The sequence below is a fragment of the Vibrio ziniensis genome, assembly GCF_011064285.1.
GTDB lineage: Bacteria > Pseudomonadota > Gammaproteobacteria > Enterobacterales > Vibrionaceae > Vibrio > Vibrio ziniensis.
Genome location: NZ_CP049331.1, coordinates 443863 through 463428, shown reverse-complemented (window position 1 = coordinate 463428; position 19566 = coordinate 443863). Strand labels below are relative to the sequence as shown.

The following is a 19566-nucleotide window of genomic DNA, read 5'->3' as shown; positions in this document are numbered from 1 at the left end:
CCAAGTAACATCAAGATGCTTGTTCAGCGAGAATTTATTCGCTCTTAAGTAAGGCACTGATTCGAATACATAGTTACTCTACGTAGAGAAGCAGTAACGCAGCGTAAGAGCGAATAAAACTCGCCCTTGGGAGCTCATCAATGAGGCCATTTACTACGTCAAATTCCCTCGAAAGGGACTACCCTTTTTTCAGTCATTTTCCTTGAACTGGACTCATTGATGCAGCTCTGAATCCTGCATCTTGAGGTCGCTTGGGTATAATACCTTGCAGACAAGACAAAACGATTAGTCTTTACCTACGTGAAGAATTGCAAGGAACGCTTCTTGTGGAAGCTCAACGTTACCGATTTGCTTCATGCGTTTCTTACCTTCTTTCTGTTTCTTCAACAGTTTTTTCTTACGGCTCACGTCACCACCATAACATTTAGCGATTACGTTCTTACGTAACTGCTTCACTGTTGAACGTGCAATGATGTGGTTACCGATAGCAGCCTGAATTGCAATATCAAACATTTGGCGAGGAATGAACTCTTTCATTTTCTCAACCAATTGACGACCACGAGTCTGAGCGTTTTCATGGTGAGTAATGATTGCCAATGCATCCACTTTATCACCGTTCAACAACACATCTACACGAACCATTTTAGACGGTTCAAAACGTTGGAAACCGTAATCCAAAGACGCATAGCCACGAGACGTTGATTTCAAACGGTCAAAGAAGTCCAGAACGACTTCAGCCATTGGAATGTCGTAAGTCAAAGCAACTTGGTTACCGTGGTAAACCATGTCTACTTGCATACCGCGCTTTTCAATACATAGAGTAATAACGTTACCTAGGTATTCAGACGGAACTAAGATGTTACAACGCGCGATTGGTTCACGAATTTCTTCGATGTCATTGATTGCTGGTAGCTTAGCAGGGCTATCAACGTAAACAACTTGCTTGTTGGTCATTTCCACTTCATACACTACCGTTGGTGCGGTGGTGATCAAGTCGAGATCATATTCACGCTCTAAACGCTCTTGGATGATCTCCATATGTAGCATCCCTAAGAAGCCACAACGGAAACCAAAACCTAGTGCTGCAGATGTTTCTGGCTCATAGAACAGAGACGCATCGTTCAGACTTAGCTTACCAAGCGCATCACGGAAGTTATCGTAATCATCGGAGGATACAGGGAACAGACCCGCATAAACCTGAGGCTTCACTTTTTTAAAGCCAGGTAATGGTTTTTCGCTACCGTTTTTCGCCAAAGTCAGGGTATCACCAACTGGTGCACCTAGGATGTCTTTAATACCACAAACAACCCAGCCCACTTCACCGGTGTTCAGTTCAGTTGTGTCTTCCTGCTTAGGCGTAAAAATACCTAAACGGTCAACGTTCCAAACCTGACCTGTGCTCATTACTTTTATTTTTTCGTTCTTCTTCAAGCTGCCGTGTTTGATACGTACTAGTGAAACAACACCTAGGTAGTTATCAAACCAAGAATCGATGATCAGAGCTTGTAGTGGCGCATCTGGGTTACCTTCAGGCGCTGGAATTTTTGCAACAATCTCTTCAAGAACGAGGTCAACACCAAGACCTGTTTTCGCAGAACAGCGAACAGCATCTACAGCATCAATACCCACGATGTCTTCAATTTCTTCTGCAACACGCTCAGGCTCTGCTGCTGGAAGGTCAATCTTGTTCAAGATTGGCACAACTTCCAGATCCATCTCGATAGCAGTGTAACAGTTAGCTAATGTTTGCGCTTCCACGCCTTGGCCAGCATCAACAACAAGTAATGCACCTTCACACGCGGCTAGAGAGCGAGATACTTCATATGAGAAGTCAACGTGTCCAGGGGTGTCGATGAAGTTAAGTTGGTAGGTTTCGCCATCTTGTGCTTTGTAATCGAGTGTCACACTCTGTGCTTTGATGGTGATACCACGCTCACGTTCAAGTTCCATTGAGTCAAGAACTTGTTCTGCCATTTCACGATCGCTCAATCCACCACATACTTGGATTAAACGGTCAGATAAAGTCGATTTACCATGGTCAATGTGGGCGATAATCGAAAAGTTACGAATGTGCTTCATAGGTTTGGGATGACTAAACTCTTTGCAAATTAGGACATATGAAGGGCTATTTTAGGTGCCCCTTCATTCAAGTTGGGCGATTCTACCCAATTTCCTTTGGGATCGCATCATAATTTAGGCAATTGGCTCTCCAAGCACCCTAAGCAAAACCACTTCTTGCTCTGTACGCTTTTCCAGCGAGCCTGACCATATTTTTGCGAGCTTGATACCCAAGCCGATGAAGATAAGTGACGTTAAAATGGTAACCCCTTCCCCCATCCCCAACATAGGAGCAAGCCAGCTATCGGCTAACCAAGCACCAAGTATCATCATAAAAAGAGGAACTAAATACACCAATGCAGCTGACTGCAATAAGCTCTTTTCAGGAAAACCTATTTCAACGACCTGGCCTTGCAATACGTTCTTATCCGTATCTAACTGCCAACGTAATGACTTACCACCTATCGCTTTAGATACAATGCCTGTACCACAGCTTTTCGCGGATGAGCAACTGCTGCAACTGGTTTTCTGTTCGCAACTCAGCTCAACATGAAAACCCTGTTCTTTTGTCTGTACAGCCATCACAGTGGCAAGTGCTGTCATCATTGTGGTCTAGCCTTGGTATCATCAAACACAACCGATTGAGCGATTCGCTTGGCAGTTTCTGGTGGAATATCGCCCACTACAGATACTTCACGATCACCCTTAATAAACGTTTGTAAAGTGCGGCGCCCTTGTCTTACCAACTGTCCTTGCAGCGAATGTTCATCACTAGTAGAAACATAAACTGAGAAACTAAACAAACCGTCTGAGAACATCTGATTTTCTACGACTCGTTCGGTGTTAATCATTCGGTAGCGATTCAAGTTTACAGATTCAAAACCATCTGGCTTCCAACCTACCGACCAGAACGTCTCACTCACTTTACTTTTAGGTAAGGATAGCACTTCAGGTAATTGAACATCATCAAAACCTGCCATCAACTCCGCTATTTTCTCACTCACAGAATAAGAGATAGAACGGTACTGTTCTAGCACTTCTCCATAGCGGTCAACAAGATCAGCCCGTAACGGAAGATGCGTTTTTTCATCAACCCAAAGCATGTAGGAATATCTCAAGCCATCTTTAGGAACGATACGCACTACTTGGCAAGGCGTCCCTGCTTCACGGGCTCGTCCCATTTTGACAAAATCATAGAACTGGCTGAGCTCTGTAACATTGCTGTTAAGCATAGGAATAGTAGGCGCTACCATGTTACCGGATTCGATGGTGAAAGGTTCAACTCCGGGTTCTATGTAACTCACTTCGTTGCCACGCTGAAAAACTTCGCGGACAGGCCCACTCAAATAAACAAGATGAGCGTATTCCTTCTGCTCATGAAGAGCATGGCGATACAACAAAGGTTCAATACTGTTTTTCTTTATCAGGATATAAGACAGTTCATAATTGAGATGTTGACTGGCCTCGTTCATTTGATGCAATAAAGCCTCTGCAGGTGTTTCCTCTGCAAAGGCTAATGTAGAGCTCAAACTGAACAGCGCCAACACACTGATCAGAAATTTATTCATTCAATTACCGGTTCGTTTAGGCCTTGATGTTGTCCCAAGCCTTCACTGTTTAATCTCAGTTGGAGTTCATAGTCTTGAAGCATTGCATTGACTCGACGGCGCTGCTCCTGAACATTTGACTCTACATTCGGTCTTTCAACTGACTCACGAGTCAGACTTACAGGTTCTACACTGCCAGAGAAAGGAACTGTTTGCAGTACTGGAAAAGGTTGATCTGCAGCAGGAGAATCACTGGAGCCATATTGTTGAACACCGATGATCGCAATCAAAGAGACACACGCGGCAACCGCAACTTGACCAAATGGAGATAACCATTTTGGTAGTTGTCGACGCGCTTTATACGGTGCAGGTTGTTCCTCAATCACTCGCATACTATCTAAATCGGTAACATTGGCATTATAAGGGGTATGCGCGGGCTCATTTTCCAACGCTAATGCCACACTTTCAGCGATGTTCCATTCCGGTCTCTCGGGTGCATCGCCACGCATTACATCACCGATTAAGTGGTAATTCTTCCACGTTTCGATACTTTCACGATCGTTTGCTAATTCTTGAATCAGCAACTTGTCGACCATCTCTCCATCCATGAGAGCTGAAAGTTGTTGTTTGTCAGCCATTATTTTCACCATTATTTTCCAATTACTGGGGTGTTACTGGTTCAAACGCTACAAAAGAGATTTGATTCTCTTTTCTACCGCCTCTCGAGCACGGAATATACGAGAACGAACCGTGCCAACAGGGCAATCCATTATTTCCGCAATGTCTTCATAACTTAAGCCTTCCAACTCGCGTAAAGTCATTGCTGTTTTTAAATCCTCAGGCAGCGCGTCTATCGCACTAAACACTGCCTGTTTCAGTTCTTTCGACAGCGTAATATTCTCAGGGTTCGATATTTCTTTTAACGCATTGTTTGTTTCGTAAAATTCAGCTTCTTCAGCATCAACATCCGTGGCTGGCGGCCTACGCCCTTGCGCTACGATGTGATTTTTCGCGGTATTAACAGCAATACGATATAGCCAAGTGTAAAACGCACTTTCACCTCTAAATGTTGGGATAGCGCGATAAGCTTTAATAAAAGCTTCTTGTGCTACATCAGCAACATCTCCCGAATTGCTCACATACCTAGAAATAAGGTTGCAGACTTTATTTTGATATTTTAAAACCAAAAGATTAAATGCTTGCTTATCTCCATTCTGAACTCGCTCAATCAATACTTGATCGGTTAGCTGCTCGTTCATTCGAGCGGTTACTCCTATTGTTATCTCCCTTACCTTCTCAGATATGGGCTTTAATTATCCAGAATGTAGTATTGACACCACTGTTTACATGAGCACTATTGTGACTCAGTAAAGAAGATAAAGTTCAATTATGTGTTAATTTAATTGCCACACATAATGCACAATGTGATGTAATCGAGGTTTGTAACCCCGAAACGATTTTGCGGATACAAACCTAGAAAGACAATAGCCTTTATAGTCAAACTACTTGGAGTTGCAGGTAGGCGGCAAGTGAGTGAATCCCCATGAGCATAGATAACTATGTGATTGGGGTGAGTGAACGTAGCCAACACCGCTGCAGCTTCAAGTAGGAAGAGTATACAAACTATTCGTTTTGAAACATATTAAATGCATAAATATAAATGCAGGACGCACCTAGCACGGTTTCCTAATTGCTTGATTCATTTTATAGTTTAGTCATTCGTATGACGTTCTTTTTCAATCAGGCTCATCAAATCGGCAAGTGACACATTTCAACATAGAGTAGGACGATTCTACTGTAGTTCGATTCTACTATGGTTCGGGAATTTAAAAGTTTTATGAACGAAAACCGAGAGCATCAATGTGATGTATTAGTGGTAGGGAGCGGTGCCGCAGGCTTGTCGTTAGCTTTGCGCATCGCAAAACATTGCAAAGTCATCGTGCTGAGTAAAGGACCGCGCAGTGAAGGTGCAACTTTCTACGCTCAAGGTGGCATAGCGGCTGTATTCGATGAATCTGACAGTATTGATTCTCATGTTGAAGATACGTTGATTGCTGGCGCTGGCATTTGTGAAGAAAAGACCGTTCGCTTTATCGCTGAACATGCCAAAGAGTGTGTGCAATGGCTGATTGATGGCGGCGTACCTTTCGATAAAGAAGAAGACAGCGATGATGGTGACGATAGCCCTCGCTACCACCTAACTCGTGAAGGAGGCCACAGCCACCGTCGTATTCTGCATGCAGCAGATGCTACGGGCATGGCAATGCAGACCTCATTGCAAGACAACGCTCATAATCATCCAAACATTTCTATTTTTGAACGTTATAACGCGTTAGATCTGATTACGGAAGATAAAGTCGGTGGAGATAAAAACAAAGTCATTGGCGCTTATGTCTGGAACCGTAACGAAGAACACGTCGAAGCGATTCGTGCGAAATATGTAGTGCTAGCAACAGGTGGCTCTTCTAAAGTTTATCAATATACATCGAACCCGGATGTCTCGTCGGGTGACGGTATTGCGATTGCTTGGCGTGCTGGCTGTCGTGTCGCAAACCTTGAGTTTAACCAATTCCATCCGACATGTTTATATCACCCAGAAGCTCGTAACTTCCTGCTAACAGAAGCACTACGTGGTGAAGGCGCATACCTTCGCCGTCCAGACGGTTCACGTTTTATGCTTGATTTCGATGAACGTGCTGAGTTGGCTCCACGTGATGTGGTTGCTCGTGCTATCGACTTTGAAATGAAGCGTTTAGGCGCAGATTGTATGTATCTTGATATCAGCCATAAACCTGCAGATTTCATCGAGAAACACTTCCCGACCATCTACCGCCGATTAATGGATTTGGGTATTGATATCACCAAAGAACCAATCCCAATTGTACCTGCCGCACACTACACCTGTGGTGGCGTGATAGTAGACCAACGAGGCAAAACCGATCTTAAGCATCTTTATGCCATAGGTGAAGTAAGCTACACCGGTCTGCATGGTGCAAACCGTATGGCGTCTAATTCACTATTAGAGTGTGTAGTTTATGCATGGTCTGCAGCGAAAGATATTGTAAAGCATGTCAAAAATGTCGACATGCCACCATCGGTTCCAGTGTGGGATGAAAGCCAAGTGACTAGCTCTGATGAAGAAGTCGTCATCCAACATAACTGGCATGAACTGCGACTATTCATGTGGGATTACATGGGAATTGTACGCACAGACAAACGTTTAGAGCGAGCATTGCGCCGTATCCAGTTGCTACAGCAAGAAACACAGGAATATTACAGTAACTTCCGTGTTTCCAATAATTTGCTTGAGTTACGTAACCTTCTACAGGTGGCAGAACTGATGGTTCGTTGTGCTATGCAGCGTAAAGAAAGTCGTGGCTTGCATTACACACTGGATTACCCAGAGCAACTTGAGAACAGTGGTCCGACTATTCTTTCGCCTATGAAATAGACCTTTACCGAAAGAACAATATCGGCATAACAAAACAGGAGCTAAAGCTCCTGTTTTAGTTTCAGCCTCACCAATAGTTGTCGATATGTCTCTTCATCGCAACTATCTCTCCACAAAAGCCAGTGTTTTCTCTTAGAGTGAAATGATAAAAATGCAAAAGAGTGAAGAAAGGCTACAGACTGAAAGGCTTGCACTTGATTATTCGCTTTAAATGAACCATAAAAACCAAACTCTACTTCTCCGTATAAAGCATCTGTCAGGAAGGTGGTTAATGGACGCGACATTATGATTCGTAGCAGATAAGCAGAAGCGACAAGTGGTATGGGTGACGCAATGACTGCCCATATCAACACCACAAATAAAATGGTAGCTAATGCCAGGGCAGTATAGGAAAAGCGAAGTTCTAGTTTAACGAACTTTGCTGAGGTTATGAGCGACAATTTGATCTACGATGGCGGCATGCCCCAAATTTTCAGAGCGACCATGTCCCATAATCCAAGTAAACAAATCAGGGTCATCACATTCTAACAAAGACACAAAATCCTTCTGCTCAGATTCAGTTAAAGACTCAAAACACTCTTCAAAAAATGGCATAATGACAACGTCCAGTTCCAACATACCACGACGACATGCCCATTTAATTCGAGCTTTTTCTTCAGCGCTATACATCTACCTTTCTCTCTTTATAGTTATTCTGGCTAACAAACCGTTATTTTGGCTAAGTCTACCAACAGACGGATAAATCAACTAGGGTCTCAATCACAGTCCCAATCAAGCTGACAAAAAAACTTATCCGGATTACCATAGTTGAATATCGTTCACTATGGTGAGTATCATGGATTGGAAAAACACTTTTTCTCCCCTAAACATAAATGCTGATGACGTTTTACCTGAGCTGATGCTCACTCATCTAGCATCTTGGGGCACTATTCAAATTGTGGGTAACGACGCCAAGTCTTACTTACAAGGACAAGTTACCTGTAACGTCGTATCTCTGGAAGCCCAACAAATGACTTTTGGCGCACATTGCGACGCAAAAGGTAAAGTATGGTCTGTATTTCGTATCTTCCATCACAATGGTGGCTATGCGATGTTCCAACCGCTTTCAGCTATCGAAGCAGAACTACGAGAACTAAAGAAATACGCCATTTTCTCTAAAGCAGAATTAACTCATTGCAGTGACATCACTTTAGGTTTAATGGGTGCTCAAGCTCAATCTTGGATAGATTCTCATACTCAGACACAAGGTGATGTACGCAGCATTGAAGGTGGCACGGCAGTAAAAATTGACTCTCAACGTTGGTTGTTACTTGTAAATAGCGAACAAGCAGTTGAGCTCGTTAATACTATTGAAGCAACAAAAGTTGACGAATCACTGTGGACTCGATTTGAGATTGAGCAAGCTTACCCAGTTGTGACTCAAGCTGAACAAAACGAGCACATTCCTCAGGCAGTAAACGTACAGGCACTAAATGGTATCAGCTTTAACAAAGGTTGCTATACCGGCCAGGAAACTGTAGCACGTGCAAAATATCGCGGTATTAACAAGCGTGCGATGTACATTGTTAAAGGCAATATTGAATCACCACTTGAAGACGTTGTGCAGCTGGAGCGTTCTGTTGGTGAGAACTGGCGTTCAGCTGGTCAGCTAATGATCCACTACACTTTCGCAGATAACACTACCATTGGTTTAGTTGTACTACCGAACAATTTAGAAGAAGACACTGAACTTAGGTTAACTTCCCAACCTAATACCCGCTGGACAATCGAAGCACTTCCTTATTCATTAAGTGATGACCAATAAAGTTCACGAGACCAAGCTCACTCTATACTTAAATGATCAGCAAGTGGATTTTCACTTGCTGCATCATCAAACACCCGCAACAACCATTGAAGACGCTGCAAGTCAGCGTGGTATTTCCCCAAGTCAAATGGTCAAGTGCATATTGCTCAGAGACATGGGAGGGCAACTCGCTTTGGCTTGTACTCCCGGCGATAAAAGTGTCGATCCCAAAAGAGTTCGCTCACTCCTCCAATGGCGACGCATGACGTGCGTAAATATGAAAGATGTCGAAACCATTACCGGATACCAGATAGGAACCGTGACACCTCTTTTGCTTAAAACACCGATGCCGATTATTTTTGACCATCAAATTTTACAACACCCCATTGTTACTATAAGTAGTGGCTCTTCAATGGCAGGTATCGCTCTTCAAACGCAAGACCTGATTAAGCTCATCCAACCAACCTTTGCACACATTCAGCGCGAAGAATGACCTAAATTGATGCAACACATTACAATCAACAGTGATTAACATCACACAAATAAAAATCACCAACTGAATTTTTACTCATTCAAGATCAATAAATAGTCATTCATCAAATTTTAAAGTAATCTCCAATCGTTGGTTAAAGCTCATTCAGAAGTGTGATTCTGGCTCTTCATAAACGAAGATTTTGGGCCTTCACCAACAAAAAAGTGAATCCACTGATTGTTTCAGGACATCCACTTTTTGTGTAATGCATCTGTGACTTTTGCCCGCGTAGTCTTTGCGGGCACTTTTTACGGAAAGCTGGCATGTATTTCGCATTTATATTGAACAAAAAAATGTAAATAGGACTATTCTTAAAAGTGTCATATTCATCTGGCTCAATAAATGCGCCAGAAAACGATGAGTTCCATAGCTAGTTTTCATTTGAGGCTTTGGTCACACTAATTAGGATATTTATCTAATTTTTTGCATAGAACCACACATTAATATAAATATGTCAGCGAAAACTGCATAAAGCACTAATTGAATCACACTTACTTTATGCGGGTTTTAATATACTTAAGGTGCTGAACAACGTAAGGATCGAAGTATGAGACTGTTTAAGCGCTATATGCCAGGAATGATTGCTAAACATGTTAGTCGTCTTTTCAAAGGAAGAATTTATATCTACGGAGTTGGAACGTTTGAATTTGATAATGGTAAGTTGATTTTGCCAGAGAGAGCTGAACATAGACATTTTCAGACCGTGAAAGAAGTAAATCTAGAAATCAAAAAATTACGTTGTGCGTACGCTTAAACATCACGTCTAGTTAAACCGATTTTTATTGAATGAATAAAGGGTTGGCAATTGCCAACCCTTTTACATTTCGAACATGACTATCCAACTCTCTGATAGATTTATATCCCGTGTTTTTTAGATCATAGGCTGCGCATTATTCGCTTTCGCTAAATCAGGTAAATTACCTTTCAACCCTAAAGCCCGCTTCATAATTTCATCTTTCGCGCCAGGTAATTGACCAGCTAAACGCATACCAATACCGCGAATCAGTTTTTTAGCCGGATTGTTACCATCGAATAAGTCTTTAAATCCTTGCATAGCAGCAATCATTTTTGCCGCCTCAGCTTTACGCCAACGCTCGTAATTACGCAAATTGCGTTTACTACCAATGTCCTCTCCTTGCTTCCAAAGCTCAATCACTTCTTGAGCTAAACTAGCAGCATCAAGGAATCCAAGATTGACGCCTTGCCCAGCAAGCGGGTGAATGGTATGTGCAGCATCGCCAACCAACGCGACTCTCTCCGCAACAAAATCTCGTGCATAACGCATCTTGAGTGGGAAAGCACTACGTTCGCTAATAACCTTACACAGTCCAAGTCTCGAATCAAACTCCGCTGTCAACGTTTTATTAAACTCGCTATCGCCCATAGCCACCAATTGTTCAGCACGGTTTGGATCCGTAGACCAAACAATGGAACTCATGTGCGGATCGCTAAGAGGCAAAAAAGCCAAAGGACCCATTGGGGTAAATATCTGGCGTGCGACTTGCTGGTGTGGTTTATTTGTGTGGATATTTGCCACTACAGCACTGTGCCCATAGTCCCAATGTGTTAGAGGGATATCTTGCTGTTTACGGACCCAAGAGTTAGCTCCGTCAGCACCGACTACTAACTTGGCGGTGAGTGTTTGCCCATTATTGAGAGTCAGCCATGCTTCACTTTCACCAATCGCCAACTTTTCGCAACTAGCCGGCATAAAGAGAGAAACGTTGTCTTGCAGTTTCACTTGCTCAAGTAATGACAACTGAATGACTCGGTTTTCAACAATATGACCTAAATCGGGTTGCGTCAGACTGTTTGCGTCAAATTCGATGCGAGCAAAACTGTCCTGCTCCCATACTTCCATAGCTTGATAAGGGGCTGCTCGCCGCATAGTTATGCCATGCCACGCCCCTAAATTTCTCAGAATCACTTCACTAGAACGGCTTAAAGCAGACACTCGGGTATCAGGTTGTTGTCCTAATCCTTCATGAGGAAGTTTCCCTTCAATAACTGCAATTCTTAAATCGGTATGCTTAAATGCTGCCGCCAAGGCAAGACCAACCATTCCGCCACCAACGATTGCAATATCTACACTTCGCATCATATTCGAGTACCCTATCGATTAACCACACCTAAGGTGCGGCGTAGCAGCGGCGTTTTTAGCATCGGAATATTATCCATCGCTGCTAATCCTAAATTTCTTCCAATACGCAGAGCTAGCCAGTCATTTGAAAACAGATGAACCAGACTGGAAGTTAACGTAATTGTTGCCGCTCTGTCGTCGTCACGTCTATGACTAAACTTTGTTAGAAGTCTATAACTTCCCACATCCTCAGAGTGGACAATCTCTTCCGCCAAACTGGCGACATCACGTATGCCTAAGTTAAACCCTTGCCCAGCAATAGGATGAAGCGATTGTGCTGCATTCCCCACAATGGCAAAGCGGTGCGAAATGTTTTGTTTTCGGTATCTTAATACTAACGGATACGCACTTCTTGCACCCGTTTTTACTAATTTCCCTAAACGCCAACCAAATTCAGACTGTAATTGATTGAGAAAAGCATTGTCATCATAAGCCATTACGATTTCAGCTTTATCCGGTGGTAAACACCAGACCAAGGACATTCGATTATCACTCATTGGCAACAAAGCAATGGGGCCATGAGAGGTAAATCGTTCAAAAGCTCGACCTTGGTGATCTTCGACAGCGACAACATTCGCAATGATAGCAACTTGTTCAAAATCGTGTTCTTGCAGCGACAGCCCCACTTGTTCACAACATGTCGAAACAGCGCCATCAGCCGCTACTAATAGCTTAGCTTCTATTTGTTCACCGCTAGACAAAACCGCTGTGACTTTATTGATGTCTCTCGCTACGTGTTGAATACTTTGCGGACAAAATAGAGTAATACTGGCAGTGTTTGCCATTTTTTCTGAAAAAATTCTTCCGACATCAGCTAATTCCACCACATATCCTAATGCATCAACACCCACTTCTTGTTTGGTGATATCAGTCATTCCAGCATGATAGCGGTCAGACACATGAATATGGTTAATTGGCGTGGCAACGGATTGAAGAGCACGCCAAAGTCCAAAACGTTTCAGGATTTGAATGGTTCCATAAGACAGAGCTATCGAACGCGCATCAAAACCCGGATGTTGCTGATGATCAACTTGGAAAGGTTCAACGACCGCAACAGACACACGACCTTCACTCAATTGATGCAATGCCAAAGCTAGTGTCGCTCCAGCCATAGCACCACCAGCAATAATCACATCAAACGATTTTACTTGGCTCACGATCCCTGACCTTAATGAATTGTCGGCGCTTTATCTTGCTCAGGCTTAATACCTAACTCGGCGTGCAGAAGTAGAACACAAGCTTTCACATGTTCTAAAACCTGCTCTAAAAGCTGTGCTTGCTCTTCCAAATCATCATCTTCATCGATGCCTAATTTGGTAATTTCTTCGAGATCTTCTAATGCTTCTTTTGCATCGGAAGAGGCTTTATTTATTGCTGCGCCCGCCAATCCTAGGCCCGAAATAAAGTGGTTTACCCAGTCTGCTACGCCATCAGCAAAATCAAACAGAGCTTCTGCACCTTCACCAATAGGAAGTACAAGACTCAGCTCCATACTGGTGTCGGTGAGCTCAGCATTCGTTGCCGCTAATAACTGTTTCGCCAATTCAAGCGTTTTAACCGGCCACCCCATACCGTCGTTGGTATAATCAAAAATAAGAGGCTGCCAGCTGTCATTTTTCAAACTTAATCCACCAGCTAACATACCAGTTAATAAACCATGCAATTCAGCAGGGTTTACTCCTAACGATGCTGATTTCAACTCGCCAGATAAAATATCGTAAGTTGGAAAAGTAATGTCGCTCATAAAGGACTCATATTCAGAAAAATAAGCCTAATCCTATCACTTCAGCAATCATGCGAAAACGCTCAAGTTGCTAATTATGGCTAGCTTTTATGCAAATTGACTAAGAACTGAGTTTTCGTTCCTCATTTTTAATAGATAATCGGGAAAAGCTTGAATCTTGAGAGCGCTTTACCTATAGTTTCCTCCACGATGGTCACTTGAGAAGTATCATCTTTGGCGATATGAATAGAGTTCATTTATCATGAGTAATCAAGCGGTTGACGTTGAAATTTTAGGTAAAGTGACAAGGGTAAATTGCCCAGCGGGTCAGGAAGACTCTCTGATAAATGCAGCCCAAGATCTTGACCGACGATTAAAAGAAATGGCTGACCGCACAAAAGTGACTAATGAATTGAAGTTGTTAACTATCGCGGCACTGAACATTTGCTATGAATTACATACGTATCAGCAGCAAAATAATGGTCAGCAGCAAGAAATCAGTGAACGCATGGAAAAGCTCACCGTTTCTCTAGAAGAAGCTCTCAATAAGGTAACACTGGAACGTAGCTAAACGTTCACCATCCAAAGTATTTACCCTGGGGTGTTTGTCAGTGGATTTAAGTCCCCGAGCCGATAAGCAATACCCAAGGATTAGTACTTAGTAGCTATTGAGCAAGCTTGGCTCGTACCGAGAAGCCTACGGCTACCATTGCTGATCCGCCTTGAACTCGCTGGTTCAAGGGCCACAATCTACAACGGCACTCTGGGGTTCCCTAATGTTGTATTCACGACAAGAATTAAGAACACTTATTCGTAATAAACGCAACCAACTTGCCAGTGATGTTCAGTTTCAGGCAAGCCAAGATCTTATCCAGCGTTTCTCGACTCTTCCTGAAATGCAAACGTGCCAGCGGATCGCTCTTTATCTCTCAACGGATGGGGAGTTAGATACCCAACCGTTAATCGAATGGCTTTGGTCACAAGGTAAAAGTGTCTACTTACCAGTATTACACCCTTTCGCGGCGGGGCATTTGCTGTTTCTGCACTATCAACCAGATACACCAATGACCTACAATAAGTTTGGTATCCTCGAACCTAAACTAAACCAAACTCTTGTTTGCCCAGTCAAAGAGCTCGATCTTATTTGTACTCCCTTAGTGGCTTTTGATTCTTATGGACATCGATTAGGTATGGGTGGCGGTTATTATGATCGAACCTTAGAACCTTGGTTCAAAACGGCTAAAGGCGCTTCACCTATTGGCTTGGCTCATGACTGCCAACAGGTGGAAGAGTTACCAACAGAAGAATGGGATGTGCCTTTGCCGAAAATCGTTACCCCCAGTCAAATTTGGCAGTGGTAATCGCCCTATTTAACGCCTACTGAGCCAAATATCACTGAAGTGACGCTAACTTCAATTATTCAGAAACCGAAGTACATCTCTCAATCTTTTGCGTATATAATCCCGCGCACGCTAACGTTTATACAAAACATACAGCTTTCACTTAGAAATCAAGTTTTCGCAAAAATCGTCTCAGGAGATGGGCATGACTCAAGATGAAATGAAAAAAGCTGCCGGTTGGGCTGCACTAAAATACGTAGAGAAAGGCAGCATTGTCGGCGTTGGTACTGGTTCAACAGTGAATCACTTCATCGATGCTTTGGGTTCAATCAAAGATGATATTAAAGGCGCAGTATCAAGCTCTATTGCTTCAACAGAAAAACTCAAAGGCTTAGGCATTGAAGTTTTCGATTGTAACGATGTTATGAGCCTAGACATTTATGTTGATGGTGCCGATGAAATCAACGCACAACGTGAGATGATCAAAGGTGGCGGCGCGGCACTTACTCGTGAAAAAATCGTTGCAGCAATTGCCGAAAAATTTGTTTGTATCGTTGACGATACGAAAGCCGTTGACGTATTAGGCACATTCCCACTTCCAGTTGAAGTTATCCCGATGGCACGTTCATACGTTGCTCGCGAACTGGTTAAACTTGGTGGCGATCCGGTTTACCGTCAAGGTGTTGTGACCGATAACGGTAACGTGATTCTTGACGTTCACGGACTACATATTACTCACGCGAAAGATCTAGAAGCAAAAATCAATGGTATTGCTGGTGTCGTGACCAACGGTCTGTTTGCTATCAGCGGAGCAGATGTGGTGATCACAGGCACTCCTGCAGGCGCAAAAATCGAAGAATAATTCTGAAAAACACACATTTTTCGTTATTTGATTACAAACGGCACCTAGGGTGCCGTTTTTGTTGCTTTTTCACTAAGAAAATTATGCCTTATTCCGTAATTTTCTTACCCAATCACAAAAAAATTTGATAACTTAGTGGTCAGAACAAACGCAACGAAAACGTTTGCTTTTTAAATATAGATTAAGAATTGTGTAGTTCGCTTGATGTTTAACACATCAGCCCTCCCTTTCCATTTTAAGGACGAGAATAATGGCCAAAGTTTCACTGGAAAAAGAAAAAATTAAGATACTACTTCTTGAAGGACTTCACCCATCATCGGTAGAAGTTCTACAAGCTGCTGGCTACACCAACATCGAATACCATAAAGGTTCGCTAGAAGAAGATGAACTGATTGAAGCGATCAAAGATGTTCATTTTATTGGTATTCGTTCACGTACCAACCTGACCGAAAAAGTGATTAACGCTGCAGATAAACTGGTAGCAATTGGCTGTTTCTGTATTGGTACAAACCAAGTAGATCTTGATGCGGCAGCAGTTCGTGGGGTTCCAGTGTTCAACGCACCTTTCTCGAACACTCGTAGTGTTGCAGAACTTGTTCTAGGTGAAATTCTACTTCTACTACGTGGAATTCCTGAGAAGAACGCACTGGCTCATCGTGGTATTTGGAAGAAGAGCGCGGATCACTCATACGAAGCTCGTGGTAAAGCTCTTGGTATCATCGGCTACGGTCACATCGGTACTCAGCTAGGTATTATTGCAGAAAACTTGGGTATGCGTGTTTACTTCTACGATATAGAAAACAAGCTATCGCTAGGTAATGCCACTCAAGTTCATACCATGAGCGAGCTACTCAACAAATGTGATGTTATTTCTCTTCATGTTCCCGAAACACCAGAAACTAAGAATATGATGGGCAAAGCAGAATTTGATCGCATGAAGCCTGGTTCAATTTTCATTAACGCGGCTCGCGGTACTGTGGTTGATATTCCAGCTCTATGTGACGCTATGGAATCTGGTCATTTAGCGGGGGCTGCGATTGACGTATTCCCAACAGAACCAGGTTCAAACAAAGAAGCATTTGAATCTCCGCTAATGAAATTCGATAACGTGATCCTAACTCCTCACGTCGGTGGTTCAACGCAAGAAGCACAAGAGAACATCGGTATCGAAGTTGCGGGTAAACTTGCGAAATATTCAGATAACGGTTCTACGCTTTCAAGCGTAAACTTCCCTGAAGTTTCTCTACCAGAGCATCGTCAATGTTCACGTCTATTGCACATTCACGAAAACCGCCCAGGTATTTTGACGCAAATTAACACCATTTTTGCATCGGATGGCATCAACATCGCAGCTCAGTATCTACAAACTACGGCAAACATTGGTTATGTAGTAATTGATGTGGAAGCAGAACGTTCACTAGAAGCCCTAGACAAACTAAAAGGTATCGAAGGTACTATTCGCGCACGTATCCTTCACTAATCCTTTAGTAATTAAAACTAACCATCAACTGACGTTGGTGGTTAAGTAATAGAAAACAAAAAACCAGCCAATTGGCTGGTTTTTTTGTTTAATCGAGTTTCTAGTTCCAGAAATGATTAGCTGCGAAGTGCGCGCTCACCTCGTGCGATACCAACAACGCCACTACGTGCTACTTCAACCACTTCTGTCACTTCAGCCATTGCCTGAATAAATGCATCAAGCTTCTCGCTAGTTCCAGCAAGTTGAACCGTATATTGAGATGCCGTGACATCCACGATTTGCCCACGGAAAATATCTGTTGTGCGATTAACTTCAGTGCGAGCAAAACCCGTTGCTTTCACTTTAATCAACATCAGCTCACGTTCTATGTGGTCGGCCTCTGTCACTTCCTGCACTTTAAGCACATCAATTAACTTATGCAGTTGTTTTTGAATTTGCTCAAGCTGCATTTCTGTGGATGTCGTAGTCAGGTTCAAACGGGACAAAGTACCATCGTCTGTTGGTGATACGTTCAAGCTCTCAATGTTGTAACCACGTTGAGAAAACAGACCAACTACGCGAGACAAAGCACCAGGTTGGTTTTCCATCAATACTGAAATAATGTGTCTCATCTTAGGTTCTCTCCGTTTTGCTCAACCACATTTTATCCATACCCTCGCCTTTAATTTGCATTGGGTACACGTGTTCAGTTTCATCTACATTGATATCGACAAAAACCAATCGGTCTTTCATATCTAGTGCTTTTTGCAATCCTGCCTCTAGCTCATCAGGCGTGTTGATACGAATACCAACGTGACCATACGCCTCAGCAATCGCTGCAAAATCAGGTACTGAACTCATGTAGGAGTTAGAGTGTCGCCCTTGATAAATAATGTCTTGCCACTGTTTCACCATACCTAGGAAACGGTTGTTCAGGTTGATGATTTTCACTGGAATGTCGTACTGCAACGCTGTTGACAGTTCCTGAATATTCATCTGGATACTACCATCACCCGTTACAACCACGACTTCTTCCTGTGGCATAGCAAATTTAACGCCCATACCAGCAGGCAAACCAAAGCCCATCGTTCCCAAACCACCTGAGTTAATCCAACGACGTGGTTTATTAAATGGGTAGTAAAGCGCAGCAAACATCTGGTGCTGACCAACATCCGATGCCACATAAGCATCACCATTGGTCAGTTTAAATAAGGTTTCAATAACTTGTTGCGGCTTAATGCGTTCACTTGATGTCTCATAAGACAAACATTTGCGATCACGCCACACTTGAATTTCGCTCCACCATGCATCAATAGCTTCAGCATCATTAGCACAGTCTTGTTCACCAAGCAGTTGAAGCATTGTCTCCAATACTTGATCCGCAGAGCCAACAATTGGCAGATCTACTTTTACGTTTTTGGAGATAGACGATGGGTCGATATCGATGTGCATTATCTTCGCATCCGGACAATATTTCTCTAGATTGTTGGTAGTTCGATCATCAAAACGAACACCGATACCAAAGATCAGATCCGAGTTATGCATTGCCATGTTTGCTTCGTACACGCCATGCATACCTAGCATGCCCAATGCATTTTTATGGGTACCAGGGAATACCCCCAATCCCATCAAGGTACTCACCACTGGTAAGTTCAGTTTTTCTGCAAGTTGACGTACTTGCTCATGAGCACCAGAGATAGACGCACCACCACCGACATAAAGCACAGGTTTTTTTGCTTCGAGTAGTGCTTTTAATGCTTTCTTGATTTGCCCTTTATGACCGGAAGTCGTTGGGTTGTAAGAACGCATTTTGATCGATTCAGGATAATGGTATGGAAGCTTGATCTGTGGGTTCATTACATCTTTTGGTAGATCAATAACCACTGGACCAGGTCGGCCTGTCGAAGCAATGTAAAATGCTTTTTTGATCGTTTCAGGAATATCTTCTGCTTTCTTTACCAAGAAACTGTGTTTTACGATCGGGCGAGATACACCAACGATGTCACACTCTTGGAAAGCATCATTACCGATCAAGTTCGTTGCTACGTTACCTGAAATTACGATCATAGGGATCGAGTCCATGTAAGCTGTTGCAATACCTGTTACGGTGTTTGTAGCACCAGGACCAGAGCACACTAGCACCACACCCGGTTTACCCGTTGCTCGTGCATAGCCGTCAGCCATGTGTGTTGCAGCTTGCTCGTGACGAACAAGAACATGCTTTATTTTTTCGGTTTTTTCATGGAGGGCGTCGTAGATATCAAGAACTGAACCACCTGGGTAGCCAAAAATTTGTTCTACGCCTTCTTCGATAAGAGACTGAACGACCATCTCTGCGCCGGATAACATTGCCATATTTTCTCCTTACCAGAATCCGATTCACACGGTCGGTCAATAGGTCTGGTTTTACATAGTCTAGGGCTTATTCGTAGCCTAATTCGAAAACTGTCCGCTTTCAGCTATGTCCCGCTTTTGTCATAACAAAAGCTGAGGTAACACAACAACTTTAACCCTTTCTTAGCATTAGGTCTAACCACCAAATTGATTGTTTTTTGCTGATATATTGCAGAATCTTATTCAACAAGTATCAACGGTTATTCTCACCTTTCAATTCAGATAATAGTTTTATTATGACAATAAAAAACGGTACAAAATTTTACTACCAATAAAA

20 protein-coding genes and 1 other RNA gene are annotated in these 19566 nt (G+C 42.9%); 9 read left to right on the top strand and 12 right to left on the bottom strand.

From position 1 onward, the window contains the following. Positions 1 to 285: 285 nt before the first annotated feature. From lepA to rpoE, 5 genes are all read right to left on the bottom strand, one after another. Positions 286 to 2079, bottom strand: a complete 1794-nt coding sequence (lepA, locus tag G5S32_RS02190; protein ID WP_165310270.1) for a translation elongation factor 4 — start codon at positions 2077 to 2079, stop codon at positions 286 to 288. Positions 2080 to 2193: 114 nt separating this feature from the next. Next, the gene (locus G5S32_RS02185) at positions 2194 to 2664 is read right to left on the bottom strand and encodes a SoxR reducing system RseC family protein (protein WP_165310269.1); all 471 of its coding nucleotides are present in this window, start codon (positions 2662 to 2664) and stop codon (positions 2194 to 2196) included. Beyond that, entirely contained in the window at positions 2661 to 3626 is a 966-nt protein-coding gene (rseB, locus tag G5S32_RS02180; protein ID WP_165310268.1) for a sigma-E factor regulatory protein RseB, read from the bottom strand. The genes G5S32_RS02185 and rseB overlap by 4 nt, the downstream gene beginning before the upstream one ends. Beyond that, positions 3623 to 4255 carry a sigma-E factor negative regulatory protein gene (locus tag G5S32_RS02175; protein ID WP_207621594.1) on the bottom strand — a complete coding sequence of 211 codons (633 nt, stop codon included), beginning with the start codon at positions 4253 to 4255 and terminating at the stop codon, positions 3623 to 3625. The genes rseB and G5S32_RS02175 overlap by 4 nt, the downstream gene beginning before the upstream one ends. 36 nt (positions 4256 to 4291) lie before the next feature. Beyond that, complete coding sequence (rpoE, locus tag G5S32_RS02170; protein ID WP_102940929.1) at positions 4292 to 4864, bottom strand: RNA polymerase sigma factor RpoE; 573 nt, start codon at positions 4862 to 4864, stop codon at positions 4292 to 4294. Between the two features lie 578 nt (positions 4865 to 5442). Between rpoE and nadB the strand changes: the two genes are divergently transcribed. Beyond that, positions 5443 to 7056 (top strand): L-aspartate oxidase, encoded by a 1614-nt coding sequence (gene nadB / locus G5S32_RS02165; RefSeq protein ID WP_165310266.1) that lies wholly within the window; start codon positions 5443 to 5445, stop codon positions 7054 to 7056. A 41-nt stretch (positions 7057 to 7097) separates the two neighbouring features. On the opposite strand, the gene G5S32_RS02160 is transcribed toward nadB, so the two are convergent. After that, the gene (locus G5S32_RS02160; RefSeq protein ID WP_343033150.1) at positions 7098 to 7412 is read right to left on the bottom strand and encodes a hypothetical protein; all 315 of its coding nucleotides are present in this window, start codon (positions 7410 to 7412) and stop codon (positions 7098 to 7100) included. Positions 7413 to 7464: 52 nt separating this feature from the next. Continuing rightward, on the bottom strand, positions 7465 to 7725 hold the full coding sequence (locus G5S32_RS02155; protein ID WP_165310264.1) for an FAD assembly factor SdhE: 261 nt from the start codon (positions 7723 to 7725) through the stop codon (positions 7465 to 7467). A 166-nt stretch (positions 7726 to 7891) separates the two neighbouring features. On the opposite strand from G5S32_RS02155, the gene ygfZ reads away from it, so the two are divergent. The 3 genes from ygfZ to G5S32_RS02140 all read left to right on the top strand — a co-directional run bounded on the left by ygfZ (position 7892) and on the right by G5S32_RS02140 (position 10125). After that, positions 7892 to 8860, top strand: a complete 969-nt coding sequence (gene ygfZ, locus G5S32_RS02150) for a tRNA-modifying protein YgfZ (protein ID WP_165310263.1) — start codon at positions 7892 to 7894, stop codon at positions 8858 to 8860. Then, positions 8850 to 9332, top strand: a complete 483-nt coding sequence (locus tag G5S32_RS02145; protein ID WP_165310262.1) for an aminoacyl-tRNA deacylase — start codon at positions 8850 to 8852, stop codon at positions 9330 to 9332. The genes ygfZ and G5S32_RS02145 overlap by 11 nt, the downstream gene beginning before the upstream one ends. A 586-nt stretch (positions 9333 to 9918) precedes the next feature. Then, complete coding sequence (locus G5S32_RS02140) at positions 9919 to 10125, top strand: DUF1107 domain-containing protein (RefSeq protein WP_165310261.1); 207 nt, start codon at positions 9919 to 9921, stop codon at positions 10123 to 10125. Positions 10126 to 10242: 117 nt separating this feature from the next. On the opposite strand, the gene G5S32_RS02135 is transcribed toward G5S32_RS02140, so the two are convergent. Genes G5S32_RS02135 through G5S32_RS02125 form a run of 3 tightly spaced genes read right to left on the bottom strand, consistent with a single transcriptional unit; the run spans position 10243 to position 13255 of the window. Continuing rightward, positions 10243 to 11472: an FAD-dependent 2-octaprenylphenol hydroxylase gene (locus tag G5S32_RS02135; protein ID WP_165310260.1), complete on the bottom strand. Its 1230-nt coding sequence runs from the start codon at positions 11470 to 11472 to the stop codon at positions 10243 to 10245. Positions 11473 to 11483: 11 nt separating this feature from the next. Next, positions 11484 to 12623, bottom strand: coding sequence for a 2-octaprenyl-6-methoxyphenyl hydroxylase (ubiH, locus tag G5S32_RS02130; protein ID WP_246201073.1), 1140 nt, complete (start codon positions 12621 to 12623; stop codon positions 11484 to 11486). A 56-nt stretch (positions 12624 to 12679) separates the two neighbouring features. Next, complete coding sequence (locus G5S32_RS02125; RefSeq protein ID WP_165310258.1) at positions 12680 to 13255, bottom strand: YecA/YgfB family protein; 576 nt, start codon at positions 13253 to 13255, stop codon at positions 12680 to 12682. A 241-nt stretch (positions 13256 to 13496) separates the two neighbouring features. Here G5S32_RS02125 and zapA point away from each other — a divergent pair, with 241 nt between their 5' ends. The 5 genes from zapA to serA all read left to right on the top strand — a co-directional run bounded on the left by zapA (position 13497) and on the right by serA (position 16916). Continuing rightward, complete coding sequence (zapA, locus tag G5S32_RS02120; RefSeq protein ID WP_165310257.1) at positions 13497 to 13805, top strand: cell division protein ZapA; 309 nt, start codon at positions 13497 to 13499, stop codon at positions 13803 to 13805. A 19-nt stretch (positions 13806 to 13824) separates the two neighbouring features. After that, a non-coding RNA gene (gene ssrS, locus G5S32_RS02115) (6S RNA) lies at positions 13825 to 14008 on the top strand. Between the two features lie 2 nt (positions 14009 to 14010). Further along, positions 14011 to 14595 carry a 5-formyltetrahydrofolate cyclo-ligase gene (locus G5S32_RS02110; RefSeq protein WP_165310256.1) on the top strand — a complete coding sequence of 195 codons (585 nt, stop codon included), beginning with the start codon at positions 14011 to 14013 and terminating at the stop codon, positions 14593 to 14595. Between the two features lie 184 nt (positions 14596 to 14779). Further along, on the top strand, positions 14780 to 15436 hold the full coding sequence (rpiA, locus tag G5S32_RS02105; protein ID WP_165310255.1) for a ribose-5-phosphate isomerase RpiA: 657 nt from the start codon (positions 14780 to 14782) through the stop codon (positions 15434 to 15436). Positions 15437 to 15686: 250 nt separating this feature from the next. Next, complete coding sequence (gene serA, locus G5S32_RS02100) at positions 15687 to 16916, top strand: phosphoglycerate dehydrogenase (protein WP_165310254.1); 1230 nt, start codon at positions 15687 to 15689, stop codon at positions 16914 to 16916. A 116-nt stretch (positions 16917 to 17032) separates the two neighbouring features. On the opposite strand, the gene ilvN is transcribed toward serA, so the two are convergent. Both ilvN and G5S32_RS02090 read right to left on the bottom strand, forming a co-directional pair. Further along, on the bottom strand, positions 17033 to 17527 hold the full coding sequence (gene ilvN, locus G5S32_RS02095; protein ID WP_165310253.1) for an acetolactate synthase small subunit: 495 nt from the start codon (positions 17525 to 17527) through the stop codon (positions 17033 to 17035). Position 17528: 1 nt separating this feature from the next. Next, a complete protein-coding gene (locus G5S32_RS02090) occupies positions 17529 to 19250 on the bottom strand; it encodes an acetolactate synthase 3 large subunit (protein ID WP_165310252.1) in 1722 nt (573 codons plus the stop codon). Between the last annotated feature and the right edge of the window lie 316 nt (positions 19251 to 19566).

Excerpts from the sequence above, each read along its gene's own strand:
- lepA (WP_165310270.1), bottom strand. The coding sequence starts at position 2,079 with ATGAAGCACATTCGTAACTTTTCGATTATCGCCCACATTGACCATGGT.
- G5S32_RS02185 (WP_165310269.1), bottom strand. The coding sequence starts at position 2,664 with ATGATGACAGCACTTGCCACTGTGATGGCTGTACAGACAAAAGAACAG.
- rseB (WP_165310268.1), bottom strand. The coding sequence starts at position 3,626 with ATGAATAAATTTCTGATCAGTGTGTTGGCGCTGTTCAGTTTGAGCTCT.
- G5S32_RS02175 (WP_207621594.1), bottom strand. The coding sequence starts at position 4,255 with ATGGTGAAAATAATGGCTGACAAACAACAACTTTCAGCTCTCATGGAT.
- rpoE (WP_102940929.1), bottom strand. The coding sequence starts at position 4,864 with ATGAACGAGCAGCTAACCGATCAAGTATTGATTGAGCGAGTTCAGAAT.
- nadB (WP_165310266.1), top strand. The coding sequence starts at position 5,443 with ATGAACGAAAACCGAGAGCATCAATGTGATGTATTAGTGGTAGGGAGC.
- G5S32_RS02155 (WP_165310264.1), bottom strand. The coding sequence starts at position 7,725 with ATGTATAGCGCTGAAGAAAAAGCTCGAATTAAATGGGCATGTCGTCGT.
- ygfZ (WP_165310263.1), top strand. The coding sequence starts at position 7,892 with ATGGATTGGAAAAACACTTTTTCTCCCCTAAACATAAATGCTGATGAC.
- G5S32_RS02145 (WP_165310262.1), top strand. The coding sequence starts at position 8,850 with ATGACCAATAAAGTTCACGAGACCAAGCTCACTCTATACTTAAATGAT.
- G5S32_RS02140 (WP_165310261.1), top strand. The coding sequence starts at position 9,919 with ATGAGACTGTTTAAGCGCTATATGCCAGGAATGATTGCTAAACATGTT.
- G5S32_RS02135 (WP_165310260.1), bottom strand. The coding sequence starts at position 11,472 with ATGATGCGAAGTGTAGATATTGCAATCGTTGGTGGCGGAATGGTTGGT.
- ubiH (WP_246201073.1), bottom strand. The coding sequence starts at position 12,623 with ATGGCTGGAGCGACACTAGCTTTGGCATTGCATCAATTGAGTGAAGGT.
- G5S32_RS02125 (WP_165310258.1), bottom strand. The coding sequence starts at position 13,255 with ATGAGCGACATTACTTTTCCAACTTACGATATTTTATCTGGCGAGTTG.
- zapA (WP_165310257.1), top strand. The coding sequence starts at position 13,497 with ATGAGTAATCAAGCGGTTGACGTTGAAATTTTAGGTAAAGTGACAAGG.
- G5S32_RS02110 (WP_165310256.1), top strand. The coding sequence starts at position 14,011 with ATGTTGTATTCACGACAAGAATTAAGAACACTTATTCGTAATAAACGC.
- rpiA (WP_165310255.1), top strand. The coding sequence starts at position 14,780 with ATGACTCAAGATGAAATGAAAAAAGCTGCCGGTTGGGCTGCACTAAAA.
- serA (WP_165310254.1), top strand. The coding sequence starts at position 15,687 with ATGGCCAAAGTTTCACTGGAAAAAGAAAAAATTAAGATACTACTTCTT.
- ilvN (WP_165310253.1), bottom strand. The coding sequence starts at position 17,527 with ATGAGACACATTATTTCAGTATTGATGGAAAACCAACCTGGTGCTTTG.
- G5S32_RS02090 (WP_165310252.1), bottom strand. The coding sequence starts at position 19,250 with ATGGCAATGTTATCCGGCGCAGAGATGGTCGTTCAGTCTCTTATCGAA.